Source organism: Pseudomonas sp. MDT1-17 (assembly GCF_054898105.1).
This window is the reverse complement of sequence record NZ_JBUBVM010000001.1, coordinates 2,735,149-2,761,930: the sequence shown is the minus strand read 5'-3', so window position 1 is coordinate 2,761,930 and position 26,782 is coordinate 2,735,149. Positions and strand designations below refer to the sequence as shown.

Here is a 26,782-nt window from a genome sequence, read left to right as displayed (position 1 = left end):
TAGGTGCTCAGTTAAGCTTTTTACTACCTGTTAGCCAGTTCGGTCTGAAGCGCATTTACCTGGGACACCGTTGTAATATCCGGCACTCGATCTGGTTCCATGGATAGCTGCACCGCGAGGTATGCCAAGGCCTGAACACGGGCCAGTGGTGTTCCAAATTCCTTGGCAACTTTCTTCGCAGTGGCCATGTCATTCAGCGCAAATTGTGCGTTGTCCAGCAGTTCGGTCAGCACGGCATCATCAAGCTTTGCAAGGGTGTCTTTGATGCTCATCATCGATCCTTTTTTTCGCGGACGCGAAACTCACGCCCTGGTACTGAATTTATGCTGACCAAATTATGTAACCAATCTTACTCGGCAACGAAAAATAAGGCCCTTGGAGAGCCAAGGTTTCTAAAGAGTGGAAATAAATACCCGAGATTCGACGAGATATTAACAAAACTCAGAAATCGCCCCAGCCCCCTCATTTGCCATCGGGTCAGTCGTGACGGGATCCGGGGCGACTCAGTGAACAGCATTACACCAAGAACAGGATTTTTATGAGGGCCATCACGAATATCACGTATCGGTGACTAAAAATGTTTACTTATGTTTGGGAATGATTACTATTAGCGCGCACCCAGCTTGAAGGATTAGCGAAGTGATACGAACCTCTCCGGTGTTTTCCCGGTTACACGCAGGGAACAACGTCTACGGCCTGCTCAACTCTCTCCCTTCACCAATGCTCTGCGAAATGCTCGCATTTGCGGGCTACGACTTCGTAATTCTGGATCTTGAGCACTTACTGCGCTCCGAAGAAGACATCATGCATTGTGTCCGCGCGTGTGAGGCCGCTGGCATTTCGCCTTGGCTGCGCATACCTGAAGTGGACGAAAAAATGATCGGTCGGGCACTGGATGCCGGTATCGAAGCCATCGTCCTTTCACGTACCGAAAGTGCTGCGCAAGTTCAGCGCGCCATCGAAGCGGCCTTCTTTCCTCCCTTGGGGAAACGTGGAATAACCGGTGGCCGTATCACCGGATTCGGTCGCCTTCCATTACCCGAATACATTGATCTGGCCAATCGTCAGACGCCGATTATTCCCATGATCGAAAGCCGCGCCGGGGTCGACGCTCTCGGCGAAATCCTGCAACTGCCGGGCGTCGGCATGATCATGGAAGGCGCTCTGGACCTGTCCCTCGATCTAGGTCTGGGACCCGATCCGCTCAATCCTCAAGTCTGGCAAACGCTGCAAAACATGGCCGATGCCTGCCTCAACGCCGCAATACCTTTCTGCGCAAATCCCCGCACGGCCGAACAGAACACGCTGTGGCGCGCTCGCGGGATCCGAAGCTTTCTGGCCGGCGAAGACCGGGGCTTGTTGCATAACGCATTGAAAGCCCGCCTGCATTCTCTCCAACAGTAAAAACGAGCCAACGTAGCCCACATGAAATTAACAAACCTGCATTTTTCACTCAGTCTGATCACTTTGGGCATCTGTCACGGTGCCATGGCCGCCGATCAAGCCGTCGATTTGTCCACAAGCCCTGCCAGTAACCTGGAATTGGCACCCACGACGATTCAGGGTGACGTGCTGGGCACGGCCAGCGATCAGGACGTGCGTACCTATGCCGGCAGCCGCAGCGTCGTCGACGCAAGCGAACTGAAAAAAGCCAGTGTTCGCGGTCTGGACGATGCGCTGCAACGGGTACCGGGCGTCAAGGTTTTTGACGAAACCGGCACCGGCGCCCTGCCACAGATATCGGTACGCGGGCTGTACGAGAGTCGTAGCGGCCGGATTCAAGCGTTGTCGGATGGCATCCCACTCGCACTGGCGCCGTACGGCCAGACAGGTATGTCGCTGTTTCCAATGACCATGGCCACTGTAGACCGTATTGATGTAGTGCGTGGGGGCGCCGCGGTGCAATACGGTCCGAACAACGTTGGCGGGGTGATCAACTTCATCAGCAAGCCGATTCCGCGCGAGTGGGAAACCACTCTGCAGGAGAAGTTGACGTTCAACGCTGGTGGGCGCCAGTTGTGGGACAACTATCTGGGTACCGGCGGCTACCTGACCGATAACTTCGGCCTGCAACTGGACCTCAATACCCTGGGTGGCGAATACGGGCGCGAGCACTCCGAAACCGATGTTCAGAACTATCGTCTGCGCGGACAGTGGAACATCGACGACGATCGCGATCTGAGCTTCGGTATCCAGCACTACAAGGCCGATATGGACCTGGCCGGAGCACTCAGCGTGAAGGATTACAAGGATGATCCACGGCAATCGACGCGTCCGCTGGACCGCTTCGAGGGCGACACCAATCGCGTGTGGGGCACCTACACCCAGCGCCTCGGCGCCATGGGGCCGTTCGACTCAGTGGAATACAGCTGGACCAACTTCGCCCACGACAGCTACCGCAACTTTGTCGTCGGCCTGCCGTTCACGCCGGACGGTACGGCGGTGACCAAACAGGACGGTCCACGCGACTTTAAAGTCTGGGGCTCGGAGCCGCGCATCAGTGCCACCATCGATGGCGACACGGTTGGCCAGACCTGGTTGCTGGGCGCCCGCTATGTCAGCGAAGACATCGACTACAAGGTCAACCGCCAGAGCGTCGCTACCGGCAGAACGACGCCATTCCGGGACTGGAAGTTCGATGACGACGCCCGCGCGTTCTACCTCAGCAACGCCATCAGCCTGCTCGATCATCGCCTGACCATTACTCCCGGCGTGCGCTACGAAAACGCCCGTATGGATTACGCAGACGGCATTACCGGTTTCTCGCGCGAGAACAAATCCCAAGAATGGCTGCCGGGCCTGACAGTGGGTTATCAGGCGACCGACACCTGGTACGTCTACACCAACGCCCAGAAGTCCCTGCGTCCACCGCAAGTCACGCAGATCGTCAAGGAAGGCGATGTCGGCGCCGAGCTGGCGTGGAACTACGAAACCGGCATGCGCTATACCCCGTGGGACGGCCTGCGCGTCGACTTCAACCTGTACCGCATCGATTTCGACGACCAGATCAGCTACAACGCCACGACTGACCGCTTCAACAACCTTGGCAGCACACGTCACCAAGGTGTCGAGAGCGAAATTTTCTGGACACCGCAAGCGCTACCTGATCTGGACCTGCACGCCAGCTACGCGTACCTCGATGCCAAGCAACGCAATGGCACATTCAAGGGCAACGAAGTGCCGTATTCCTCGCGCAATCAGTTCACGGTTGACGGTCGTTACCGTTTTGCCGAGCACTGGACCTACAACCTTGACGGCCTGTATGTCAGCAGCGCTTACACCGATGCGGCCAACTCCAGCGATGAAAATGCCACCGCCAGCGTGGGCAAACTGCCTGCTTACTGGGTCTGGAACACCGCCCTAGAGCGTGAATTCAAGCTGGCCGACAAAAGCCTTCTGACCGCATCCGTGGGCGTCAGCAACCTGTTCAACCGCGAGTACTACTTCCGCGGTATCGACACCAGCCCATGGGGTCGTCAACCCGCGCCAGAGCGCTCGCTCACCGTAGGCGCCAACTACCGCTTCTAAACCGCGCATCTGCGCCCCTGTAAACCTGCTGCCCGATCCTTCGGGACGGACAGCAGCTGCCCCCAGGAAACTGCCATGGAACGCCCATTCGTCATTCTTGCCCACGTCGCCCACCCTGCCATTCTCGAGGGTTTCCTGCCTGCCGCGCACAAACGCGGGTTGCCGATCGTGGTGATCACCGACCACGCTCAGGAGCACCGGCGCCTGCTCGCCACCTCGCACATTTCGCCAGATGAGCTGCACATTATCGAATGTGATGTGTTCAACCCGCTAGCGGTCGTCGAGACACTCAACAGCCAGGGTTTGCGCCCAGCCGCAGTGTTCTCCAACAGCGATCACCTGCAGACCGCGACAGCCATGGTGGCCGAGATATTCGAATGCCCCGGCAAGGACTGGCGACTGTGCTATGCGGCCAAGAACAAGGCGGCCATGCGCGAGCGCATGCAACGTCTCGGCTTGCCCGGCCCCTGGTTCCAGGTGATTACATCGAATGCCGAACTGCCGACCGACGCGCCATGGCCGGTGGTCGCCAAGCCTCGTGAAGGCGTCGCCAGCCTGGACGTCAGACTGTGTCACAACGCCGCCGATCTGGTCGTTTACTGCGAACAGTTCTGGCAGCAGCAACCGGACCGGGCGTTGTTGCTGGAGGCGTACATGGAAGGTCCGTTATTCACCCTCGAGACGCTGGGCGACGGGCGCAATCTGCAAGCCATTGGTGGTTTCGACGTCACCCTTTCCGCACCGCCGCATTTCGTCGAACTCGCCGCTCGCTGGAACGGCCAACTCAGTCGCGAACAGCGCGCTGGCGCACTGGCTCAAGTGGCCGCGTTCGGGGTCAATTTCGGGGTTTGCCACAGCGAGTTCATCCTGACCACCGAAGGCCCGGTACTGGTTGAGATCAATTACCGCAGCATCGGTGATGGTCGCGAGTTCCTGCTGGATAGGCTGCTGCCCCAGGGTTGGTTCGACCGCATCATCGCTTTGCATCTGGGCGAAAAGCTGGTCGACACGCAACCCGCGCAAGCCGAAGCCACCGTTCATTACCTGGTGGCCAACGCTTCGGGACGGCTGAAACAGGCCAGTGCCAGCTTCAATACCGAACGTGAGAGCCATTGGTGCGATTACCGCGCACTTCACAACACCGGCGACTCCGTGACCATCAGCCATTCCAACAAGGACTACGTTGGCGTACTGAGACTGATCGCGCCGGATGAAGTGAGTCTCGAAACGCAACTGAATTTGACGCTGAACGACCTGAAGTGGGTGATGGCATGAGCCTTTCTCCGAATGCCGCGGATCAGGCGTTCATGACTCGACGCATCATCGATTGCTGTCTGCGCGAAGACATCCGAGGGATCGTCAGCGCAGGACAGATGGGGCGGTTGCCGCAGGAACTGAGGCACAATTTGCTGCACCAGCCCGACGCCAGTTGGCTGCGAATCGCCCATCTGGGCCCCGACGAACTCTGGCTGCCGGTGGTCAAGGCGTATCCGTTGCAGGACTGGATCGGTACCGGCGACGCCTGGATCAAGGTCTCGCCGCAAGGCCACGGCGAGATTCAACGCGGCTACGCGCTCTGGCTGGGCCACCTGAGCCACGGTCTGGACGAAGAAAGTCTGGCACTGTTCGCGGCGTATCTGAAAGAAGCAGATTGCGCGAACGAACACCGGACCCTGTGCAATCAGGCGTATCGCCAACATGCGCCCGCGCTGAGCGATGTGACCGACCTGAAGGACTGGTCGCAGAGGCTGCTGAAGATCGATCAACTGGCGAGCTATCTGGATCACCCGTTTTATCCAACGGCGCGGGCCAAAAGCGGCTTCGATGCCGCCGCGCTCAGAGGCTACGCGCCGGAGTTCGCGCCGCGCTTCGATCTCAATTGGCTGGCGATTCCCAACAACGCCCTGACCCTGACCAGCCCGCAGCCGCCGCACTGGCCGAACTTCGAGGAAGTCGGCTTGTCATCGGCCCTGCAAAACAGCCATTCATTACTGCCAGTACACCCGCTGACATGGGGCGAACTGGAGCAATACGGCTTGCCTGAAGGCACGCTCAAGGCTCCACGTACCGCCATGCAGGTCGAGCCAACGCTGTCTGTGCGCACGGTGGTCTGCATCAATCAACCTCAGTGGCACATCAAACTGCCGTTGTTGGTCAGCACGCTCGGTGCACGCAATTTGCGCCTGATCAAGCCCAGCACCCTCTACGACGGTCACTGGTTCCAGACCACCCTGCAGGCCTTGACCGAGCGCGATCCGGCACTGGCGTCACATTATCTGCACGTTGACGAAAAACACGGTGGTCATGCCGCCGAGAGTCGTCATCTGGCCTATATCGTGCGCCGTTATCCGACAGGGCTGGAGAACGTAACACTGGTACCTGTCGCCGCGTTGGCCAGCCCGCTTGCCGACGGGCGCCTGTTCCTTGAACAACTGGTCGAGCGCTTCTACGCAGGTTCGTTGCAACACTGGCTGGATGAATATCTCGATCTACTGCTGCAGGTGCATCTGCGACTGTGGCTGCATTACGGCATCGCGCTGGAGGCCAACCAGCAGAACGCCGTTTTGATGTTCGAGCAAGGTCAGCCATTGCGTCTGTTGATGAAGGACAATGACGCCGCTCGCCTGTGGCCTCAGCGCTTCGCCACTGCCTGCCCGGATCTCGCTGATCTGCCGGCAACCTTGCAGGATGAGCGCATTCGCGTCGACAGCAGCCAACCGTTGGCCGAGATGTTCTGCACCATCACGTTGCAGTTGAACATCGTTGCGATCCTGGAAGCGATAGCGACCGCAGGCCTGGCCTCCCGATCCAGCCTGTACGGCACGCTGCGTCAGCGTCTGGTGACCTGCCTGCAACAACTCGAAGCCGAAGGAATCGACTGCAACGATGCGCGCCGATGGCTGCTCGACAGCCCGAAATTGCCGGTGAAATACCTGCTCAGCGCCGGCAGCCTGTTCAGCAAGGCGCATTCCGGTGCCAGCGACATCAACAAATTCTATGGCTACAGCGCGGCGAACTTCCTGCTGGAGGACGCTCCATGCAACGACGATTGATCTCCAGCGTCTTGCTGGGACATTACCTCTCGGCTTTCACGGCGTTGGGTATTCCATTGTACCTGCCGCGCATCCTCACTGACCTCGCACCTGGCACCCCAGGATGGGCCATCGGCGTGTTGTTCGTGTTGCCGACGCTATGCACCGCACTGGCGGCGCCGATCTGGGGACGCTGGGCCGATCGCAACGGTTGTCGCTTGTCGTTACTGCGCGCTCATGCCGGATTGTTCGCGGGTTTTCTACTGGCAGGCTTCAGCCCCAATCTGACGGTATTCGTCCTGGCGTTGGTCATCCAGGGCACCTTCGGCGGCGCAATGGCGGCGTCCAACGCCTACCTGTCGACCCAGTTCAAGGGCGGCGATTTGTCCCGTGCCCTGAACTGGACACAGTATTCGGCGCGCCTGGCGATGATCAGTGGCCCGATCCTGTTGGGGCTGCTGACCGCGCAAGGCATGGGATTGAGCCTGTATCGCTATCTGACCTGGTTACCGCTGCTGGCCTTCGTTCTCATCCTGCCGCTACCCAAGGACGCCCCCAAACATGTCTTGCGCAGCAAAAAAACTGTGGCATTGGGCGAACTACCAGACGACATGCCGCGGCTACTGGCCGTGCAGTTTTTGTTCAGCTTCGCGATGGTCGTCACCTTTCCATACTTCATGCCTTTCGGCGAGCAACTGGGAATTGGCAGCGATGCCGTGATCGGCGTGCTCTACAGCCTGCCGCATCTGGTTTACCTGCTGGCCCTGCCTTGGGTTCAGAAACATCAGGGCAATCTGCTTTTGCCGGGGCTGGCGTTGCTTGCAATCAGTAACGCGCTGCAATTCTGGAGCGTGCAGGCCGAGCCGCTGTTCATTCTGCGTCTGCTCAGCGGGGCCGGCATGCTGCTCAGTTTCGTCGGGTTGCACCGCTGCCTGAGCCAGCGCAGCCGGACAGGCAGCGCCGGTCGCTTGTTCGGCTGGTTCGACTCCAGTGGCAAATGGGCCGGTACCGCTGCGGGTGCCGCAGCCGCTCTGGTCAGTCAAACCTGCGGCATCGCGTCCCCCTTTCTTGTTGCGTGCCTGGCAGCCATGGCGGCCATGGTGCTAGCGCGCCCTCTATTGATGACCTCCCGGGAGATTCCGGCATGACGCTCGTTACGAACACCGCATCGTTGAACACCGTATCCCTGCATGATCACGCCCTCGATGGTGAAGCCCAGCGACATGCCATCGAGTGCCTGCTCAATTGCTATCTGCGCGAGTATGCATTGCCACGCAACGAAGCGAACCTGAACTATCAAGCCCAGGATCTGCCGATGAGCCTGCGCCAGGCCAACGGCCGTTGCATCAGCATTCGCCTGCCCAGTGGCCGGTTGGTTGTACGCATTGATCGCGCCAGCCTTCTGGGTCGTTGCCATTACATCAGCGCGCCCTATTTCAAAGGCAACAACCAGAGTTGGCGTCCATTGAAGGCCCACGAACTGGCGCGCCTGCTATGTACCCCGTTGAGTGGCGCTGACCGCGTCGGCGAGATGCTGCAACAGGTCGCCAACAGCCTGCAGGTCACCCGCACCTTTCTGCGTCATTCACGCCCGGCCGACGACGCTGCCGACAGCCTGCTGGCGTCCGAGCAGCATCAGCTGTGGGGCCACGCCCTGCATCCGACACCGAAAAGTCGTGAAGGCATCTCCCATGACGATTTGCTGGCCTGCTCGCCGGAAGTCGGGGCGCACTTTCAGCTGCACTGGTTCAAGGTCGAGCCCACGCTGATTCGTCATCAGGGCGAAGATCCGCGCAGTACTCTGCGCCAACTGTCGGGACGCGACGACGCCTACCCGTGCCACCCCTGGGAAGTCGCCCGCGTGCTTGCCGACCCGCTGGTACAGCGTGCTCAACAACAGGGTTTGATCCAATACCTCGGCCCCCTGGGCCAAGGCATGTACCCAACGTCGTCGGTGCGCACGCTCTACCATCCGCAGATGGCCTATTTCATGAAGTTCTCGATGCATGTGCGCCTGACCAACTGCGTGCGCAAGAACGCCTGGTATGAACTGGACAGCGCCGTCGCCCTCACTCGCCTGCTCGGCCCGATCATGAGCGAGTTGGCGACACAACAACCGGGCTTCATGTTGATGCCCGAGCCCAGTGCCACCAGCCTGGACCTCAGCGCCCTGGGTACGCTGGAAGAGGCCCGCGAAGTCACCGAATGCTTCGGTATCGTTTACCGGGAAAACCTTCCCGTCGCCGACCGCGAGCGGTACCAGCCGCAAGTGGCAATGGCGTTGTTCACTTGGGATAAACAAGGTCGCAGCGTGTGCCACCAACAGTTGCAGCGCTACGCCGACAAGGTGGGATTAACCATTGAGCAAGCCACGCTGAACTGGCTGGATGCCTACGCCAGCCAGATGCTCGGCGGTGTGCTGTATTGCCTGTTCCGCCAGGGCGTAGTGCTGGAGCCGCATCTGCAGAACACGGTTATTGGCTTCGGTGAAGACGGACTGCCTGGCCTGGTCTGGATTCGCGATCTGGAAGGCACCAAGCTGGTCCCTGAAATCTGGCCCGCCGAACGTCTGAGTGCGCTGGATGAACGTACCCGCAGCTCGGTGTACTACAGCGCGCAAAAAGCCTGGCAACGAGTCGGTTACTGCGCACTGGTGAACAATCTCGGCGAAGCGATTTTCCATCTGGCCAACGGCAGCGACGTGCTGGAACAGCAACTGTGGGCGCGAATCGGCGACCTGCTGCACGCGCAATCCGCGCGTCTCGGCTATCCGACAGAACTGCGAGAGTTGTGCGCCGGCGCGCCCTTCCCGAGCAAAGAAAACTTCATGACGCGCCTGATGATGCGCGCCGACCGCGAGGCCGGTTACACCTCACTGCCCAGTCCGCTGGCGATCATTGAAAAGAGGAAACGCGCATGAATCTTCCTGCCTCCGTCACCCGATGCATCGAGCAGCTCAAGACTGAACACGACGCGCCGTTGTGCGCGTACGTCTACGACCTGCCTGCCCTTGAACGGCATGTAAAGGCAATGCGTCAGGTGCTGCCGGAAAACTGCGAATTGTTCTACGCCGCCAAGGCCAACCCGGAAGCCCTGGTGCTGAAAACCCTGGCGCCGTGGGTGGATGGTTTCGAGGCGGCCTCGGGCGGCGAACTGACGTGGCTGCATGAGCAGTGTCCAGACCAGCCACTGATCTTTGGTGGACCCGGCAAGTTCGATCGCGAACTGGACCTCGCCATGCAGTACCGAATTTCGGCGTTTCACGTGGAGAGCGTGACCGAACTGCGTAGCCTGGCACGCATCGCCCGCGAACGCGGTGTGCGGGCTCCGGTGATGCTGCGATTGAATCTGAAGCTGGCTCAGGCACCGCAGAGTCGATTGGTCATGGGCGGCAAACCCACGCCGTTCGGCCTGGATGAAGAAGGTCTGGCAAGCGCCCTGCAATTGCTGCGCGAAGAACCGTCTCTGGAGCTCAAGGGGCTGCACTTTCATCTGCTGTCGCACCAACTGGATGTCGACGCGCACCTTGAATTGATTCGCAGCTACTTTCTGACCTTCCACGATCTGTGCGCCGACCACGACCTGCAACTGCCGCTGCTGAATGTTGGCGGAGGGATGGGCATCAACTATCAGGATGCGGCGAAGTCGTTCGACTGGCCACGGTTCTGTCAGGGCCTGAAGGGGTTGATCGATGAGTATGACATGGGCGCGACCCGCATACGTTTCGAGATCGGCCGCTTCATCAGCGCTGCCTGTGGCTATTACCTCATGCAGGTGCTGGACATCAAAAGCAGCCACGGCGAGTTTTTTGCCATCGGACGAGGCGGTACTCATCACTTTCGCACGCCTGCGGCTCAAGGCCACGACCATCCGTTCACGGTACTGCGAGGCTCGCAGCCGGCGCAAATCAGCGATCAGTCCGTGACGCTGGTGGGTCAATTGTGTACGCCAAAGGACGTCCTCGCCAGGCAACAACCAGTGGCGCAGTTAGCGATTGGTGACCTGCTAGTATTCACTCTCGCGGGCGCCTATGCCTGGAACATCTCGCACCAGAACTTCCTGATGCACGAACCACCGTTGAAGGTTTTTATCGAGGGCTGATTCCACGCGTATCTGTGGTTGCTTGTCCGATGTGTCCTTCAAACTCTTCGGACAGCTTTCACCCTGTGTAATCAAATTTTCAACGAATGAGAAGTGAGTGGTGATTACTCCTTTCGAAGTCCCATATTGAGGCTCGGCACTTGCCGATGGGGTTGCCGTCTGCCAGCGGACAGCATGTCGAGATGACAATCCGGGTCATATGATGAGTGGGTCAGAGCAGTTTTGACATTCCCTGTGAACAATCGGAATAAACTCGCGATCTTGCAGATTAAGCGCAGGGTGCAAAATGCGCGACCTTTCGAGTAATCGGCCAGTAGCGTCACCCGGTCGTTGGCATCACCGGCAACAGCCAGGGCCACAAACGCCCGATCCAACAGTCACCACACCAGGCAAGCACCGACCCAGCGGCGCCTCCTGAATCGTTTGCAAAAGTCACGACCACCCAGCGGGTCAGTTTTGAAACGGTAGGATGAGGTAGTTTGCATTGGCACTGATAGCTATCCGGCAACCGGTAAGGCGCCAGCAAGTCTCAATTCTGTGAGTTAGCAGCGGATTTGGCACCGACCAGGACCTTGAAAGAGATTCCGAGCTGACCGCTAGAAGCCGCGGCCGACGGATCTTTCGAGGGTTCAGCGGCACTCAATCGGTGCCAACTACCTGCAAAATGGTTTGTCACCAAAACAGCAAGAAGTCGGGTGAATTTGCGGTCTGTTTGGCACTGCGGTTTGGGCCCAAAAACGTCGAATTTGGAGGTATCCGTCAGGCTCTCGGACGCGATGGTTTGATCCCAAATCGGCCCCAGGACCTTGTGATCAAAGGGCTCGGCCGGCGACTAGAGACCTTCCGCAGACCTGGCGATTGCCCAACCACCCTCCCCGCCTCCCCGCGCTCTGTTCCGTTTCCCTAGCGCACAATCGGAAGTCCGGCCTAAAGGTGCTTTCGCTGCTTCCGTTTGTCTTCAAAGGCACGGCCCGCTTGACGTACAGCCGGTTTCGCTGATTTGGGATGGTGACCTTTAAGAACGAAGAATCGGAACTGAGCTTCCAGGGTTTAGCGCCGTGGAGCGGGTGAGGAAAAACGCCCTAATCGCCCGGAAACAGGGCGCTTGGCAAGGCTATCTGACATGCGAAAAAGCGGAGAAAGGAAGAGAAATATCAGACAGGATTGGTGCCAAAGGCAGCACGAAAAAGGGCCAGAAGCGGCGTGAACTCACATGGACGCAGGCTAGAGAGTAAGAAAGAGCGCTAGAAAGGCATTTCGATAGGTGCTGACAAGGTACAAGGTGTTTTGACTTGGCGATTTTCGTGCAGCACATTAGCGCAAAGCGAAAGTGATGATTCGAAGTGGCCGCTATTGGCCGGTGGTAGCCCATCGCGACAGGCAGCATTCGCACTAGAGTGCTAAAACAACGCTCATTGCCTCCTTGGATCATCGAAACTTTTGCTGAGCGACTGCACGGCCAATGTTGCGAGTTGCATCGGGCGCGACCTGAAACGCGTCAATAAAGCGGCTACTCGCCGATCTAACTGAGAAGCCGTGTGGTGTAACAGGAAGGCTGGCAGTCATGGGTAGTACAATTGGCTCATTTCCGCGTAGCGGGCGCACGAAAGAGCCGCTACGCGGAAAGAATCCAGAGGGTTACTGCTGACCTAACCTACGGCAGGTGCCTGGATCAGGTTTAGGTCAGCGGTACCATTCATAACTGCGTCACGGAATGACGCCGTGCTCAAGCTGTCCGATGAGCGTCAAGATCTGGTGCTGGCCGCCCACAGTTCCTGCCAACGCCAACGGAATCGTATGTGCAAGCGCAGGCGCTGGTTGAGTCAACCAGCGGGCCGCGGCCTGACCATCAAGTGCGAATAACGCCAACGCAGCGCCCAGCAACTCACCCATAGGAGGAACTAGCAGCAGGTTATTCTCCAATGTCAGGGGAGCCCCTTCATAAACAGTCGTACTTTCATGCGCCGGGCAACGCGTTTGCATCCAACCGAAGAGTGACACCGACTTGCCGAGAGCGCCGCATATTTCACAGATGTACGGCGATAGAAATTCTGCGAGATCAACCGCAGCAGTTGCGTAACCGCTTCCCTGCCGGTAGTAAAAACGAAGCCCGCCAAATTTTTCTTTAATTTGTGAAGCCAGTAACTGCTGAGAGCCATTGGTCTCGATGTCGTGCTGAATCAACTCACACGTAGCATCGATAAGCGTGAACCAGCCATCACCGCACTCAAAGCCGAACAAGCGCTGACCCGCCGAGCGCTCGGCTGAGAAAATGGCTGGATATCGCGTACACAGAAGCGTGTCGAGTTCTTCATGCATGATTTTAGTACCCTCCTCTTGCAAGTCAGTGGTGGCCCATGCTTTAGACAATGCGCTTGAATGACTTGTTAGGCGCCGCCCTCTAATGATTCAATGGCTGACATTGCGAGCCGCTTGAAGGTGAAAACTTTCTGTGCAGGGAATTTTATTCCTTTATACTTTAGTAGAGCGATAGCGAGAGACGCAAAATACAGCCAGTAGAAGTCATTCTCCTCTAGTGCAATGCTGCCTAGTGTGTTCGACCACCGTTTATGTACTGGCGGATGACTTGTTGTGCCCCCCAAGTTGGCTCTAGGTGTGGCTACGGCTAAAAAGGCATTGCCGAGAGAAATCCCTATGGCTCGCTTCATGCGCACCTTGTCTTTTGTGAATCCACTTACTTCGGAGTATTTCTCTATCTGAGAAAGCATCATTTCAGAGGCGAACGCATCGCACTGCATTTCTTCTTCTACGCGATCTTCTGGCGCATTTCCTTCTGTTTCGAATATCACATGCTTGAGTTCATGAAGGAATACGTAAGCAGTTGCCATTAAAACAAGATCAAAGACAGCTGCTTGCTCAATGTTGTTTGGCCTCCCATCTTCGGGCTTTGGAATGCCGTCAGGCCAAGTGAAGTCATACTCACTTTCTACGCTATTTAGCCGACCAATGATATCAATAAGTGATGAGAATCGATCATCCGCCGCTTTTTGATCTGGCAGGCTTTCAATTTCATTTAGAGAAAACGTGAGTTCATCGTTTTTTGCCAAGAAGGCAATTCCTGCGTAGCAATGCAGTGCAAATATTCCGGAGAATCCGAAAAGCCACAGTTGGTCTAAAGAGCGCTGTGTAAATTGAATGGCACCGAAGGCACCTGCATCAAGATTGAACCCTGATTTGTCTCCAACTCTGCGAAATTGAGCAGAGTTGGTTTTAATAAGGCCAAGAATCTCATCCAGCCTTTCAGGTACGACACCTTCAAATAGCTTCTGTATTTCGATGTTCTCGCTCATGGTCTTCCGTGGTAGCTAACTATAAGTAGAGGAAAGAATTAGCATTGTACTATTCCGTCGCTTGTGTCGCATAGCGTTTCGCGCTCATATGCAATTCCTTGAGCAGATCTCATGACGACCAAAGACGCGACATAATAGAGGGAAGAAAAGCGGCTCGACCCATACGCAGATTATAAAGTCGGTAACAGCGTGTCTATGGTCTGCTTTTGGCTAGTTGCTGATTATCGAGATCGGCAGCCACTGACCGTTAGCTGTCTTTCGCGAAGGGCTGCTACGGGGCGCCCTCCCTTCACCACAGCCCACTTTCGGCCGAGAACGCCAATTGCAGTAACAATGGAAAAACGGTTTCGGCACTACAGCCGATGTTACTACTGGCACCATCCCGATCAGCGGGTTCCGGACTTCTGAGCAGCTACGCGGAAGCAGGACAGCGGTACTCGGAAAACCAGCAGCTATTGGCCCGACTGTGTGAAACCGTTTTTGAACGTGTTTGGCAGTCAAAACCGCAATGAAAATTGCGCCCCTACACAGATTTTAGATCTGCTCACTATCCAACGCCTCTCACCCGGAGTTTCGTCAAGATACACAGCTGTGTAATCAGACGGCTGATTCAATGCCCCTCCTTACGAAATGAACAAAATTTACACAGCTGTGTAAACCAGGGGTGATTCAGTGCCCCTTCAGCGCGAAAGGAACAACATTTACACAGTTGTGTAATCTGACGGCGGATTCAATGTCCATCCTTACGAAATGAACAAAATTTACACAGTTGTGTAAACCATGGGTGATTCAATGCCCCTTCAGCGCTAAATGAACAACAATTACACAGCTGTGTAATCAGGGGCTAATTCAATACCCCCTCATTGCAAAATGAACAACATTTACACAGTTGTGTAATCAGGGACTCATTCAATACCCCCTCATCGAGAAGTGAACAACATTTACACAGCTGTGTAATCAGGGACTCATTCAATACGCCCTCATCGCGAAATGAACAACATTTACACAGCTGTGTAAATCAGGGGTGATTCATTGCCCCTTCTGCGCGAAATGAATCAAAGTTACACAGCTGCGTAATCAGTTTGGATATGCAAGATTGATAAATGACAGCGGGCTGAATAATTTGCCCGCGAGTATATTTCCGGCAACGATAGGGATTAAAATTAGGTCAGCGCCCGCAAAAATTAACGCTCGGAACAAGTCCGGAAACTCCACGACCTGTAATTGCCGCATATCGCTTGGCATGTGCTGGATATGTGGGCGACTGAGATATGTCCCGATGTTCCACACAGCGTTCATGCCAACGCAGCAGCAACCCAAAATATCGCAGATTCGAGTCCAAGCGAAAATAAACGCAGCCCGGACTTGCCGAAGTTGACCAGCAGGGTTAATAATCTCGGCTCATATTCTTAGTGTGAGGGATTTGATTATGATTCAAGTTACGATTGATTCAGAATTTCGAATAACAATCCCAAAAAACCTACGTGCCGGTTTTCCAGCAGGCTGCACCGTAACAATCCAGGAGAGTTCCGAGGAAGGCCTTTTCATCTCCCGCAGCATAAAGCACCGCTTAAGAAACTTCTATCTGCGATGCCCGCTGATTCGATTATCCTAAAGTGGGAGAACATGCCAGCGGCTGGGTTGGAATTGAAGTAACTTGCTCTCTCAGTCCTACGAAATAAAAGCAAGCAGTTCATGGACGTTGCGGACAGGTTAAATGCGATTTACGGTCGCGGATTTATTAGATATTTGATTACGCTAGCCATGTCTCTTGGGTATATTGAGAAGCAGTTACTTAGCCGAACGACACAACACGGTGGACCGATGTGATGAGCGTTAACACATGAGTGAGATGAAACAAGTAGTAATGGCTAATGAGTCAAATCTACTCAAAAGGCTATTGAATACGCTGCATTGCGGCGCCCGAGATGGCCTAATTTCAATTGCAGATGTCCGAAATTTTGTTTCCTCACCGAAACTTTCCGAGTTTCACATCCGAGGCTTACATGGCGAAGGATTAGTGCCCGTAGGCGATACATTTCTCGACGCTCGAACAATGCTTGCTGATCGACCGTATAAAACTTTCGCAGTGCCGATTCAAATCTGGCCGGAGTTTTCAAAGGGGAAGATTTTTTTCGAAAATGTTGAATTACACGATAAACAAATCACCCGAATCGAATTGTGGCCATTCGATCCAGCCGAGCTAGACGAGGTTCAGCTAACTCTCGCAATTGGCCTCAGCTACACCCTGAGGGAGTTTTATGCGGAGCCGAGAATTGCAGGTGCGGTAGACGAGTTGATCCGCCCTCTAGGTTTTTTTGTGCCAGACGAAGAGTACTGACACGGCTTCGCCGTAAGCTGGCCAGCGGGTTTGAGGGTGATTGCCAATCGCTCTCATGAAAGTCAGGTAAATTGTTTCAAACCTAATCTATAGATCCATTCTGTCAAAAACGGCTCTACGCGAAATCAATAGACCTACGGGCACTGCAAAAACCCGGATTTCACGCAGCGAAACCTATCCAATATTTTTTGTTGTCAACCAAGGGTCTGATCATGAGTGATGAAAGAGAAAAATCAGTAGATCCACTTGCGTCAATTCGGCATATGCTGCCCGACGCTAAAACTGAATTTAGCTGGCTTGGTGAGAATTATCGCGGCTGGCAAGGCTTTGCCAATTCCCTGCAAATTTTGAGCGAGGATTACGAATGCGAAGTCGTGTCTCGGCCTGAACATGGGTTCCTACGCGTAGATTGCGCGTTTGCACCACCACACATTCAAAAACTTGGCTATGCCGTTGAGCTTGCGACTAGCCAAGTCTGTCAGCGCTGCGGTGACTGCCCAGCTGCCGAAGAAATTATCGACGGTTGGAAATGGAAGCTATGCCAGCGCTGCATCAATAGAAAGGGTCGTTGATTCTTACGCCTTGGGGGCGTGTTGCACTGACTGGAACTGACGGTCGGCAAATGCAAAATGCCCCTACTATTACTAGATTCTTAGGAACAATTTGAGAGCACTTATCGGCATGTGTACGCAGATTGTTCCAGTCCTAAAGCCCGTTCTAATACGGGCCTTTGGTGGAATCACTCTGTAACGCTTCTCCTGAGTTCTTTCAATATTGCTCTGCCTTCGGTGGCGGCGTTCCTACCGTTGCGATCACCTGAAATTTTGCCCTGTCCAGTAATGTCGTCTTCCATCGTTGCTCCGAGGGCAGACCAAGCAGCGCGAATATCCAGCAATTCGTTCACGTTGTACAAGTTATCACCCTTGTATCCGGTGCGATATTGATGCCTCAGAATTCTGGAAGAGATCTCCAAAATCGAGTGAATGATGGACTGAGCATCTACTCCATCGATTGGACCAACTGGAGACACGGACTCAACTCTCTGACCGGACATCGCTGCCTTAATCAATCCGACCTGTACTTGAATGACTGGTTCGATGACGCCGCTGAACTCACCAACCTTGGCTGAAGAGTCACCAAAGATGGTGCGTGTTTTGAGAACTGGTGAGCCGCCCAGTTTGCCGACAGCGGCGGCGTCAATGAACGCTTTACGAATGCGACTGATCTGGAGGTCTCTCCAGGATTCGAACTCGACCGCTTGTTCAAGGGGAATATCAGGATGAGCTATCGGCTCAAGGAGGCCGAACGATGCAATCTGGACCGTCGTGCTCCTACGGACGCCTTTGAGCAGATTATGGTCCGCATCGAATGCCTCTACGGAGGTTGAAACTGATTTGAGAATGACTACACGGTCGCAATTTTGGTTCATACGAATATACATACTTTTTACTCATTATTATTGTTCTTATATCTAAAGTATAACATGCTAAAGATAGCTCCAACACACACCCATTAAAATTATTAAACACAGTTAATAAATTTAAATATTGCGTTATTCTGCGATGCTTGACGATTTCAGAGAATTTTTTGCTTTTTAGCTCAGCAAACCCGTCTTCAAAATCACTGGACTACTCCGCCTATTTTTGATGCAAACTTTTGCCCGAATATACCTGAACGCTGAGCCCCTGCCTGCTGACACATCGCGACTGGGGCTTTATTTTAGGACAATGAAATATGGCCTTAGAAGCGTGCAGATGCGTACTCTGAAATTGATCGCATAATATGAACAACCCTTAATACCAGAGAGTCGATAAAATTATCTTGCTCTTCAACTTGACCCCAGTATTCATTTGAATCAAGCGGCGCGCATGGCATGAAGCGGTAGTCATCTCCGAGAACCCGATACTTTGACTCTTCGATAACTTCAACTATCTGTTGCAGGAGATCAACTACTTCGTCCTGTTTAGCTCTGAGATCCGGGTCGTGTGATCTCAGTCTCTGCTCGTAGTCTAATTCGTTACAGAGAAAATCTTTAATCTTATTAAAAATTTCAATCGGGAAATCGTAACCGGCACCTGTTAGTATTAAAATATAATCATCCGCATTATGATAGTGCAAAATATCTAGTATAATTTCCTTGAATGCGAACGCACGATCACTCTCAGCAGCTCTCACAAACGCAACAGAAAAAGATTCTCTTTTAAGCTCATTCTTGTATTGCCTGAGAGTTTCGGCCTTAATTTTTCCATCGTGGGCCATACGGTGATGCACAAGGCAAAGAACAATTAAGTTCTCTGGACGATTATCTTCCCGATTTTCATTTATGTGATGAATGTCATTGTAAGTGAAATTCTCAGTACAACGGCGCACACTGCACCTGTGACCAGCCTCAATTAGCAGCTCCTTTCGGATTCGCCCAGGTATGCGCGGCCTACTTGCATCATATCTCTTAGACATTTTTCACCATTTGTCCGATCTAGAATCTCTGAATAGCTTCACCTCATGATACCTTTTTAGCATCAACTCGACAGCCCACCCTAGCAGTATCTAAGCGTTGCGTTTAGCTAAGAGACCTCCTTGGTAGGAACTGTAGGGAAATGGCGAGGTTATCTTGGAAGATTCATTTTTGGCGCGAGGGCTTCGTCTTTGCAAAGCGTTGCCACAAGCTGTAGCTGTGTTACGCTCTGGTCATTTATCGCCTCCTCAGCATCATCGGCTAGAATGAGGTTTTCGACACCTATACTCAGTCGCAAGGCAGGCCTAACAAACTCAGAAGTATCTGCTTGATAGTCAATGTGTACTTCGAAGATGGAGAATAAATTTCGCAAAATTGATTCAAGCAACTTCATGGTTTGACGAAGCAGCTCACTCAGTCTTGTGCGCTCTTTTTCAAGCTCAACCTCGGCTTTCTTAAGCTTTCTGAATGAGTAATTTATTCCAATGTTGAACCCCAGATAGGTACTGAGAAGGTCATCACTTCTGAAGAAGCTCATGCGATTCGAGCGCTTACGTACATACTCCTTTAACTCTTTAGTTTGCCGGGGGAGTTTTACGTATACGCGGAATAACGTGCCATCATTACGGACGGATTGCGCATCTGGCTGAGCTATGCCAACACCGACACCAAGCTTTACGTTGTCACGATGAGGGGAATAACTGACGCCGTTTCGTTGCAAAGCACTCCATGTCAGCTTTGTTGACATCACTGTGGTCCCACTGATCCAGCGTCCGTCCTGACGATCAAGGCGATAGCTAATACCTTGGACTATTCCGTTCCTCTCAGAGACACGAATTTGGATCCCCCTCTCAGCAAGCCGGTCAACAAGCTGAGACATCGTGCGAGGCCTGTTTGGTGCCTTAAACACGCCTTTGGAGATACCTCGAATAATGTGCGCTTGGTCTTTCACAGGATCTGTATGTCGCGGAAGTTCTTTTGACCAGCCATCTGTCTTCGGTGTTGAAAGTTCGTATTTGTGCTCAATCTCGCGTGCTGCGCTAATCCCCTTGTGCCTGTCGTTGCTGTCTGGGACGAGCTGAAAATTTGCCCCAATGGAAGCTCGCTGGCTGCCGGGATCGCGCTCTACGAGCCGCACACGTGATGCAACTATGTGGACATGCTCTTGCTCTGTGTCTCGATGCACGACTGCTACGTACTTCGTAGAGCTGTCGTAGCCCAGATCAGTCATGTACTGATTGACCGCTACCAGCCAGTCCGCGCTGGACAACTTCTCGCCGGCGGCGAGGGAAAGGATGTAGTGGGCACACAGCTTATCGCTATCACCCTTATACATTGAAGTGTGGTTTTCAAACTCTTCAATGATGGGTTCAGGATCTACGAACACCCTTCGCTCACCCGCTTCATTGAATTCGTAGTAAGGATTCGCTGAGATGAGATTTCCCCCGACAAATTCAACGTGCTTGATTTTTTCTCTATCACACTGACGAGCAGCGAACTCGTAAATAATCCGCTCACGAAACGTTCTTGAAAACTCTTTGATTTTGCTGATCATAAATCCACCTTTCTTATTATTGTTTTTGGATGAGGCTGTTTAACTTCCTGATTTTTTCTTGTACTGTGCCAGAAATGAGAAATGCTGCCTCAGGCATGCCAGGACGGCTTGAAAGTTCGTGCAATGAACTGATGTCTGATGCAATTGCGCCGAGATGCGCTGCGACAGCCGCAGATTTGAAACCTAGGCCAATGCTCTTTTGCTCTATAAGCGCAAACGCTGCAACGCGAATAAATTGAGAGAGGTAAGCGAACCCAAACGCTTTCCCTGCCGTTCGAAGCTCCTTGGCCTCTTCGGGTGTCAAATAGATTTCCGCTACAATGGTTCTGGGGTTGTATTTTTTTGGGCGACCGCCCTTGTTTTTGATTTTTTCCATCCAGCACCTTTGTTATTTTGTTATTTTTATTATTCTATTATTATTATTTGACAACTCGCGCAGAACCCGAAGGGTTTGAGCACAAGCGTTTGATCACTGCGCCAAGCTGAGGGACGAGGTTTGGTGCGGGGGTCAAACATAGCTTGCAATTTAAATCAATAAATACATTATACCATCTCGACATTGACTTTTTTTGAAGCCCTGCTGATTAACTTTAATTATTTACTAGCAATCTATCCGGCTTTGAATATACTTTGGATATGTAAAGGATTGCAGAACGTAAATTCGGCTATGCGGACGTACGCGCTTGAACCAGCTGACGCTGAAATGGCCCAGTTGATAGGTACATTAAGTTTACAGACTCTCGAATAAAGAAAAATACAAGTGAAGTGTATACCGTTAAATCCATGCGTCGGCATGGAATAATGTGGAGTACCCAGATAAGCGAGCATGCACTCTCAGTAAAACTTTAGCATATTGAGCAGACAACGCAGCCCCCTCTTTTTCCTTAGCAGCCTTGGAGAGATGCGACCAGCGGTGTAATCACTCAGTAATATCTCGCACTCCAGAATGCTCACGGCAAAAGCTTTCCGCGACTCAAGAGACTTTCCGTTAATTGATATTGAGTCCGCATTCCGGTTTGATGTCGAACTGCTCTTCGACACCATCAACCATTGTCCTGGTGGTCTCGACCTCGGCCGTTCGATGAGCAGGTGTTGGTTCCACATCCACGATTACACCGTGTTCGGTATCGATCAGATAGTTCGTGGAATAGGCGAAGAACGCAGGGCCTCCCGGAGCAGCGGTCCAGCGGGATTGAGGATCAGTCAGCGATAGGCGCTTCGGTAGCGTTTCGGCCAAGGCCTCTTCATCGAGTGCCTCAAGGTACTCACGCACGGCACGGGCGCCAAAGCAAAGGAGGCTTGCAACGAGGAGGAGTCCATATACGGTCGTTCAGCTACAACAATCTGGGCGCCCGATTACCGGCAAACGAATTCGACTTCATGATTGACAGAAGGATCTCAGGTTGAGAGCTTGGAAGCCGCCACCCAGCGGAACGGAACCCCATGTCGCGCAGACCTAGAAGCCGAGAAGCAACACCATTACAATGGTGTTTCCGCGTTTTTCACGAAATTAAACTCCTTCGCGTTGCTAACAATATTATCCTAACGGCTAAACCTAAAATTCTGCCGTCCCAACAACTTCATAATGAGTTGGATCATGATCTGCGATAGATGTGTTTTAATCCCGCCTTTGAAAAGGTTTGTTGTTGAATCTGGCCATTTCTCTAAATGCACCTATTGCGGAGCACAAGGAAATGCGTGCGATGAAAAAAGTCTCATTTCATATATACGAGACCGATTCGTAGAGTCTTACAGCCCTGTCGACACCCTGTCACCATATGATTACTACATGTCGATGGAAAGCGGAGCGGATGAACCGCGAGCAGTTGAGTATTGGGAGCCACTACAAGATACCTACGAATTAGCACATCCAGACTTTGTCGAGAAGCTTGTAGAGGTCTTGGAACCAGAACTTGGTGAAAACCAATTCTACTACCTAGACGACGGCAGCCTGGAAAATAACTCATATGAGGTAGAGTGGAATGATTTTGAATGGAGTGTTCACCACCACCAACGATTCTTCAACTCTAACGCAAAAGATTTCCTCGACTCGCTTTTCAATTTTTCGTGCAACGATAACAACTTAAGTTCCGAAGTTATTATCCGCCTTACCAATGTTGATTTACTGTATAGGGCACGCAAAGCCGATGGTTTCAAGAGTTTACAGGAAATTGAAAAAGATCCGATAGTCCAGCTTGGCCCTACACCTAAACAACTCGCCTCGAGTCAACGTATGACGCCGCGAGGCATTTCTGCGATGTATTGTGCTCGCGATAGACAAACTTGCCTTAGCGAATTACGCCCTTTGGCTGGCGACATAATGGTCTCTGGAGCATTTGTACCAACATCCTATTTGGACTTCCTGGATTTGTCTAGGCTGGAAAGTATGAGCAAACCAGACCTACACCCTTTTGATCCCGGTTACACGAAAGCTAACAATGCGCATAGCTTCTTAAAGAAACTAGTAAAGAAAATGTCCAAGCCGAACACTAAAAAAGATGAATTAGCCTACTTGGCAACTCAAGTTGTTTTTGAATACCTAAGAGACCGATTCAGTGATCAAGTGGCAGGACTCGCATTCCCATCGGTTCAAACTGGTCTGATTGGACAGAATTTCGTAATCTTTCCAGAAAACTGCATTTTGGATACAAAGCCACTCGATGAGTTCTATCCCACTCCCCCGACGCTCGCATTCAAAGAGTTGTCTTTAAAAGTTCACCATATTAAGGCGGTTGTAACCGACGCCGAGGATTTTGACGGGGCGCTAGATTATCGTATAAAATTCAAACTTTAATCTAGCTGCGAGTAATGACCAATAGGTCCCGCGGCCAATTTCTTCTGAGATATTAAAGTTTTTTCGGGGGGGCGGACTACGCCGCAAAAGCTTTGCTATGAAGTGGCTGCCCATATATGGCCAAGGCTGGCCAGATGCGCTTATCACCCTGCAACCGAGCTGATTTTGCATTCACTCCGGCACCCCAGCGTCAGTTGTCCTTTAATAAGTCCGCTTGGAGTCAAAAGCTACCGCTTGGCACTGTCCGCTCTCGACCGAGGCTGTGTAAAAACGTTTTTGAGTAGGTTTCTCGGTCTGAACCGGAATAAAAATCGCACTCCTACGAAAGTTCCAGGTCAGCTGACTAGCCAAATGCGGGCAGATTTTACGTAGCAACGTACACGTCAAAGCGGTGTCTGCGTTTTTACACAGCCTCGGCCAGAAACAGACATTTAGAGTAAGGAAAATAAATTGTAACCTTTTTCCAGATACTCGCCGCGCTCGCGATCGGAAGCACCGCCAATGAGCGGCTGTATCGCGCTCGACCTGACCGTCACGACGGCGGTTACCGTCGCAGCAATCTTTCGGACAACTGTTGTGCGCGAATACGTTCGCTCGTACCACTTTACGATTTACTGCCAGTCGCATCTCAGTTCAGGATCACCGCATTTTTATGATTTGGGGCGCTCCCTCAATCTGCGCGAGATTGCATTCGAGTTCGAGACCGGCCTTAGGCAGCCAGACGCCTACGGTGAATCCACCCCACGCCTGGATGCGCAGTTGGGCGCGGCTTCCTCGAAACGTAACTTTCAGTGCTGACGGCGAGAAGGTCGGGTGAAGAACGAACCATGCGAAGTCGCCGAGCCCAATTTCGACTGACCGCTCGGCCTCCAACGTAAGGATGATCGTGACCCAGTTGCGGCTTTTCGTCGGTTCGAATGCCGCTGTCAGGTGAACCCCCCTACGACTGGTCTGCCCGCCGAACCTACCTTTGTTGGGGTCGTCGTGAGGTCCCGGAGTTCGGCCGAGCGCTGGCATCTGGGAAAAGCCATACTCCGGCTCGACGACACTGGAAGTGCCCTCGTTCGGTAAGTGCTGAAAGGCGTTTGGGCCTCCTCCGATGATCGCGATCTGGCCGGCGCTCACCTGCCCTTCAAATATGATCGAAGAATCTCTCTGTCGCAGCTTTCCGGACGAGTCCCGGTACGGCACAAGGACCTTGTGCTTTTTCAACGCAGCCTGATCGCGTGCAAGCCAGGTGAACGTCGATCCCGCGCCACGTTGCAGTGGAAGCTCGCGATACCAGCGGCCATAAAGCCGATCGAATCTCTTCACAGCGGCTGGATCGACGCGAGGCTTGTTCGTCTTGAGATAGTCGGCGATGCCTGCCGCCATCTCCGCGAATAGCTGGTTGGTGTAGCGGTAGTAGGGCGATCCCGCGACCTGCGCCTTGGCGAGAAAAGCAACGGCTTCAGCGACGGCTTCGTCCTGAGCCTCAGGAGAGGTGTCACGTGCTACGGAAAGCGCCTGGCTGGCTCGAATGACATGTGCGTCGAAGGCCCAGCCGGCCCGCTCGACAAGCTTGTCAGCCCATGCCGAATCGATCGGCGGGAACACCTCCGGAAAGCGGATCGCAAGAAGCCCCACGAGAATCGCAGCCCAGGGATCAGCCTGGTCGGCGAGCAAGGCGGCCGGATCACTCTTGCCGAGTACATCGTCGCGAACCGCGATCACCTCGGCGGAAGTTCCGGTATCCAATGCCCGCACGAGGGCTCGCAGCTTTGGATCAACCGGCATGATGCCGAGTTCAAGATCAGAGGGCGCGAAGGGCGGTGCCGCTATCGTGATCCTCGTCCCGCCACGATAGAGTGGGAGAAGGCATCTTTCGACCCGTACCTGCTCGATGGCGGCCGATAGCCTGACCCGATGGCCAGCCCAGTGATCGCGACACAGGTCCGTCGGGATCTCGATTTCCAGCCGCCCGGAGAACAGCTCCATCTTCGATTGGCATCGGAACGTATCGAAGGTCTCGCGGCCGTGTTTTTCTTCCGACAGACCGATGGAGATGCGCTTCCTCTCTTTGGAGATGTCGATCTGCCGCGAACGTTTGGAATCGAGGATCTTCTCGCTGACGAGGCCAGAGAAGGCCTCGCTCTGATGCGGAAGCAGATCCAATTTTTCGAGGACGTTCAGGTTCACCAAATACGGCACTTCCGCAACCGTTTGCTGGCTGTCCGTATTGAAGAAGCTCGTGTTGCTGCCGGACGAAGAGAGTGCCGAAAAGGACGGCAGGAGCACGTTGTTGGCTTGTCCCTCGTGGATTTCGAAAACGACGGACTGGGGCGAAACGCCGGCAGGGCTGATTACACAGGAATAGATACCGGGCTTCAAATCGTCCCGCAGGAAGGTGCGATTATCGGGGGTCGCGACCCAATCGGCAATCGTTTGCCCCTCGCCCTTAATCTGAACGGTCCCAACGGAAAGGTCGCTCGGCGCTTCGAAATGCAGGCTCGTTTTCATGGCACGGACACCCACTGATCGAACAAAGGCCCGTTGGGTTGGAATAGCAGCGGATAGTGTTCGGCGCCCTTGACCGCTATGGCATAGAGCGCATTGCAGCTAGGTGGAACCGTTGTACACCAAGCGTTCGGGTCACCCGCATCTCTGTTCTTCAGCCAAGGCAGTGTCGGATCGTTCTTCTGGCTGATGACGAAGTTGTAGTGGGACATCCGGTCCGGCGGATCGGTCATGATGACGAGTGGCAGCTCGAACTCGTCGGGAAACACGATCGAGATCGGATCCGTCGGCGTGACAGCCTGGTAGGGTTCGAAGGGGTGGTTCTCGTCCCAGTGGCTGAAAAAGACGCGGCGCAGAGATTTGAGATCACCAAGCAAGTCGCGAGAGCTGACGCCCCAACGGTTCCTGGACCACCGCGCAGATGAGCCGCTCAGCCCTTTCAGCACCGCCTGGGTGAAGCGTCCGAATTTGAGAGCACTGCCGTCCGTGCCCTCGCCCTCGTAGGCCAGTTGGCCCTCGGCGGCGGCGCATAGCAGCGATACCTGGTTGCGGCATGCTGCGAACAGGTTGGGGTTAGGGAAGAAACGGCAATCCTGTGCCATCCCAAGTTCGAACTCGGGCACAAACTGACCGCACGCGTCGGAAAACAAAAAAGCGGCGGAGATGGACTGGCTCTTTCTCAGCGCATGCGCGAGTGAGCCCAAATTTATGTGCTTCCATACATTAACCGGGCTTTGGTTTAGGTCTTCGAGGAACAAGACCGGCTGCTGGAGATGCGACGCGCCATGCCCACAGCAATAGAAGAACGCGATGTTGCCCGGTTCGGCAACGACGCGATCGTACCATTGTAGTCCCCTGGCCGAGACGTTGACCTCGGTGGCTGTGTCAACCGGCCCTCGGGCCCACGGGTAGCGGCCATTGGGATCCTCCGGATCTGAAATCAGTACGTCGAGAGTCGCGAGCGGAGCGGCAAGCCTGTCCTGGTTTTCGAGCAACCAGTCGCACATGAGCTTGGCGCTGTCCGCAGCGCTGGGGAGATTGGGAACCCTGCGAAGGTTATCCTGAACACCATGGCCTGCCCTCGCGTGCGGGTAATTGCCCACGCCGATGATGAAGGCGTGGGTCTTGGGGCCTTGGATGGGGCGATCGAGCAGCAGTGGCAGTGGCAT

At 53.9% G+C, this 26,782-nt stretch carries 19 protein-coding genes and 1 pseudogene; 10 read left to right on the top strand and 10 right to left on the bottom strand.

The window, feature by feature from the left end:
- Positions 1–23: 23 nt before the first annotated feature.
- The gene (locus ACYZTX_RS12795) at positions 24–272 is read right to left on the bottom strand and encodes a hypothetical protein (protein WP_462034331.1); all 249 of its coding nucleotides are present in this window, start codon (positions 270–272) and stop codon (positions 24–26) included.
- 367 nt (positions 273–639) lie between these two features.
- Here ACYZTX_RS12795 and ACYZTX_RS12790 point away from each other — a divergent pair, with 367 nt between their 5' ends.
- The 7 genes from ACYZTX_RS12790 (at position 640) to ACYZTX_RS12760 (ending at position 10,661) form a co-directional block, all read left to right on the top strand.
- A complete protein-coding gene (locus ACYZTX_RS12790) occupies positions 640–1,404 on the top strand; it encodes an HpcH/HpaI aldolase family protein (protein WP_462034330.1) in 765 nt (254 codons plus the stop codon).
- A gap of 21 nt (positions 1,405–1,425) precedes the next feature.
- Positions 1,426–3,528, top strand: coding sequence for a TonB-dependent receptor family protein (locus tag ACYZTX_RS12785; protein WP_462034329.1), 2,103 nt, complete (start codon positions 1,426–1,428; stop codon positions 3,526–3,528).
- 75 nt (positions 3,529–3,603) lie between these two features.
- Positions 3,604–4,803, top strand: coding sequence for an ATP-grasp domain-containing protein (locus ACYZTX_RS12780; RefSeq protein ID WP_462034328.1), 1,200 nt, complete (start codon positions 3,604–3,606; stop codon positions 4,801–4,803).
- Positions 4,800–6,581, top strand: a complete 1,782-nt coding sequence (locus tag ACYZTX_RS12775) for an IucA/IucC family protein (RefSeq protein WP_462034327.1) — start codon at positions 4,800–4,802, stop codon at positions 6,579–6,581. Before ACYZTX_RS12780 ends, ACYZTX_RS12775 begins: the two co-directional genes overlap by 4 nt.
- The gene (locus tag ACYZTX_RS12770) at positions 6,566–7,708 is read left to right on the top strand and encodes an MFS transporter (RefSeq protein WP_462034326.1); all 1,143 of its coding nucleotides are present in this window, start codon (positions 6,566–6,568) and stop codon (positions 7,706–7,708) included. The genes ACYZTX_RS12775 and ACYZTX_RS12770 overlap by 16 nt, the downstream gene beginning before the upstream one ends.
- On the top strand, positions 7,705–9,480 hold the full coding sequence (locus tag ACYZTX_RS12765) for an IucA/IucC family protein (RefSeq protein ID WP_462034325.1): 1,776 nt from the start codon (positions 7,705–7,707) through the stop codon (positions 9,478–9,480). Before ACYZTX_RS12770 ends, ACYZTX_RS12765 begins: the two co-directional genes overlap by 4 nt.
- On the top strand, positions 9,477–10,661 hold the full coding sequence (locus tag ACYZTX_RS12760; protein ID WP_462034324.1) for a type III PLP-dependent enzyme: 1,185 nt from the start codon (positions 9,477–9,479) through the stop codon (positions 10,659–10,661). The genes ACYZTX_RS12765 and ACYZTX_RS12760 overlap by 4 nt, the downstream gene beginning before the upstream one ends.
- Positions 10,662–12,368: 1,707 nt before the next feature.
- Here the strand turns inward: ACYZTX_RS12760 and ACYZTX_RS12755 are convergent.
- Complete coding sequence (locus ACYZTX_RS12755; protein ID WP_462034323.1) at positions 12,369–12,980, bottom strand: antitoxin Xre/MbcA/ParS toxin-binding domain-containing protein; 612 nt, start codon at positions 12,978–12,980, stop codon at positions 12,369–12,371.
- A gap of 68 nt (positions 12,981–13,048) precedes the next feature.
- On the bottom strand, positions 13,049–13,972 hold the full coding sequence (locus ACYZTX_RS12750) for a phage exclusion protein Lit family protein (RefSeq protein ID WP_462034322.1): 924 nt from the start codon (positions 13,970–13,972) through the stop codon (positions 13,049–13,051).
- Between the two features lie 1,843 nt (positions 13,973–15,815).
- On the opposite strand from ACYZTX_RS12750, the gene ACYZTX_RS12745 reads away from it, so the two are divergent.
- Both ACYZTX_RS12745 and ACYZTX_RS12740 read left to right on the top strand, forming a co-directional pair.
- Positions 15,816–16,313, top strand: a complete 498-nt coding sequence (locus tag ACYZTX_RS12745) for a hypothetical protein (protein WP_462034321.1) — start codon at positions 15,816–15,818, stop codon at positions 16,311–16,313.
- A 212-nt stretch (positions 16,314–16,525) separates the two neighbouring features.
- Positions 16,526–16,885 carry a hypothetical protein gene (locus ACYZTX_RS12740; RefSeq protein ID WP_462034320.1) on the top strand — a complete coding sequence of 120 codons (360 nt, stop codon included), beginning with the start codon at positions 16,526–16,528 and terminating at the stop codon, positions 16,883–16,885.
- Between the two features lie 167 nt (positions 16,886–17,052).
- Here the strand turns inward: ACYZTX_RS12740 and ACYZTX_RS12735 are convergent, their stop codons facing one another.
- The 5 genes and pseudogenes from ACYZTX_RS12735 to ACYZTX_RS12715 form a co-directional block, all read right to left on the bottom strand.
- The gene (locus ACYZTX_RS12735; protein WP_462034319.1) at positions 17,053–17,754 is read right to left on the bottom strand and encodes a hypothetical protein; all 702 of its coding nucleotides are present in this window, start codon (positions 17,752–17,754) and stop codon (positions 17,053–17,055) included.
- 299 nt (positions 17,755–18,053) lie between these two features.
- A complete protein-coding gene (locus ACYZTX_RS12730) occupies positions 18,054–18,683 on the bottom strand; it encodes an HNH endonuclease signature motif containing protein (protein WP_462034318.1) in 630 nt (209 codons plus the stop codon).
- Between the two features lie 236 nt (positions 18,684–18,919).
- Complete coding sequence (locus tag ACYZTX_RS12725; protein WP_462034317.1) at positions 18,920–20,323, bottom strand: relaxase/mobilization nuclease domain-containing protein; 1,404 nt, start codon at positions 20,321–20,323, stop codon at positions 18,920–18,922.
- Between the two features lie 16 nt (positions 20,324–20,339).
- A complete protein-coding gene (locus tag ACYZTX_RS12720; protein WP_462034316.1) occupies positions 20,340–20,699 on the bottom strand; it encodes a hypothetical protein in 360 nt (119 codons plus the stop codon).
- Between the two features lie 633 nt (positions 20,700–21,332).
- A pseudogene (locus ACYZTX_RS12715) lies at positions 21,333–21,605 on the bottom strand (IS5/IS1182 family transposase); the annotation flags it as partial.
- 303 nt (positions 21,606–21,908) lie between these two features.
- Here ACYZTX_RS12715 and ACYZTX_RS12710 point away from each other — a divergent pair.
- On the top strand, positions 21,909–23,117 hold the full coding sequence (locus ACYZTX_RS12710) for an RES family NAD+ phosphorylase (RefSeq protein ID WP_462034315.1): 1,209 nt from the start codon (positions 21,909–21,911) through the stop codon (positions 23,115–23,117).
- 639 nt (positions 23,118–23,756) lie between these two features.
- On the opposite strand, the gene ACYZTX_RS12705 is transcribed toward ACYZTX_RS12710, so the two are convergent.
- Complete coding sequence (locus tag ACYZTX_RS12705) at positions 23,757–25,616, bottom strand: pYEATS domain-containing protein (protein WP_462034314.1); 1,860 nt, start codon at positions 25,614–25,616, stop codon at positions 23,757–23,759.
- The gene (locus tag ACYZTX_RS12700) at positions 25,613–26,782 is read right to left on the bottom strand and encodes a hypothetical protein (RefSeq protein WP_462034313.1); all 1,170 of its coding nucleotides are present in this window, start codon (positions 26,780–26,782) and stop codon (positions 25,613–25,615) included. Before ACYZTX_RS12700 ends, ACYZTX_RS12705 begins: the two co-directional genes overlap by 4 nt.

Excerpts from the sequence above, each read along its gene's own strand:
- ACYZTX_RS12735 (WP_462034319.1), bottom strand. The coding sequence starts at position 17,754 with ATGTATATTCGTATGAACCAAAATTGCGACCGTGTAGTCATTCTCAAA.
- ACYZTX_RS12740 (WP_462034320.1), top strand. The coding sequence starts at position 16,526 with ATGAGTGATGAAAGAGAAAAATCAGTAGATCCACTTGCGTCAATTCGG.
- ACYZTX_RS12745 (WP_462034321.1), top strand. The coding sequence starts at position 15,816 with ATGAGTGAGATGAAACAAGTAGTAATGGCTAATGAGTCAAATCTACTC.
- ACYZTX_RS12725 (WP_462034317.1), bottom strand. The coding sequence starts at position 20,323 with ATGATCAGCAAAATCAAAGAGTTTTCAAGAACGTTTCGTGAGCGGATT.
- ACYZTX_RS12795 (WP_462034331.1), bottom strand. The coding sequence starts at position 272 with ATGAGCATCAAAGACACCCTTGCAAAGCTTGATGATGCCGTGCTGACC.
- ACYZTX_RS12755 (WP_462034323.1), bottom strand. The coding sequence starts at position 12,980 with ATGCATGAAGAACTCGACACGCTTCTGTGTACGCGATATCCAGCCATT.
- ACYZTX_RS12720 (WP_462034316.1), bottom strand. The coding sequence starts at position 20,699 with ATGGAAAAAATCAAAAACAAGGGCGGTCGCCCAAAAAAATACAACCCC.
- ACYZTX_RS12760 (WP_462034324.1), top strand. The coding sequence starts at position 9,477 with ATGAATCTTCCTGCCTCCGTCACCCGATGCATCGAGCAGCTCAAGACT.
- ACYZTX_RS12775 (WP_462034327.1), top strand. The coding sequence starts at position 4,800 with ATGAGCCTTTCTCCGAATGCCGCGGATCAGGCGTTCATGACTCGACGC.
- ACYZTX_RS12780 (WP_462034328.1), top strand. The coding sequence starts at position 3,604 with ATGGAACGCCCATTCGTCATTCTTGCCCACGTCGCCCACCCTGCCATT.
- ACYZTX_RS12765 (WP_462034325.1), top strand. The coding sequence starts at position 7,705 with ATGACGCTCGTTACGAACACCGCATCGTTGAACACCGTATCCCTGCAT.
- ACYZTX_RS12770 (WP_462034326.1), top strand. The coding sequence starts at position 6,566 with ATGCAACGACGATTGATCTCCAGCGTCTTGCTGGGACATTACCTCTCG.
- ACYZTX_RS12750 (WP_462034322.1), bottom strand. The coding sequence starts at position 13,972 with ATGAGCGAGAACATCGAAATACAGAAGCTATTTGAAGGTGTCGTACCT.
- ACYZTX_RS12785 (WP_462034329.1), top strand. The coding sequence starts at position 1,426 with ATGAAATTAACAAACCTGCATTTTTCACTCAGTCTGATCACTTTGGGC.
- ACYZTX_RS12700 (WP_462034313.1), bottom strand. The coding sequence starts at position 26,782 with ATGCCACTGCCACTGCTGCTCGATCGCCCCATCCAAGGCCCCAAGACC.
- ACYZTX_RS12705 (WP_462034314.1), bottom strand. The coding sequence starts at position 25,616 with ATGAAAACGAGCCTGCATTTCGAAGCGCCGAGCGACCTTTCCGTTGGG.
- ACYZTX_RS12710 (WP_462034315.1), top strand. The coding sequence starts at position 21,909 with ATGAGTTGGATCATGATCTGCGATAGATGTGTTTTAATCCCGCCTTTG.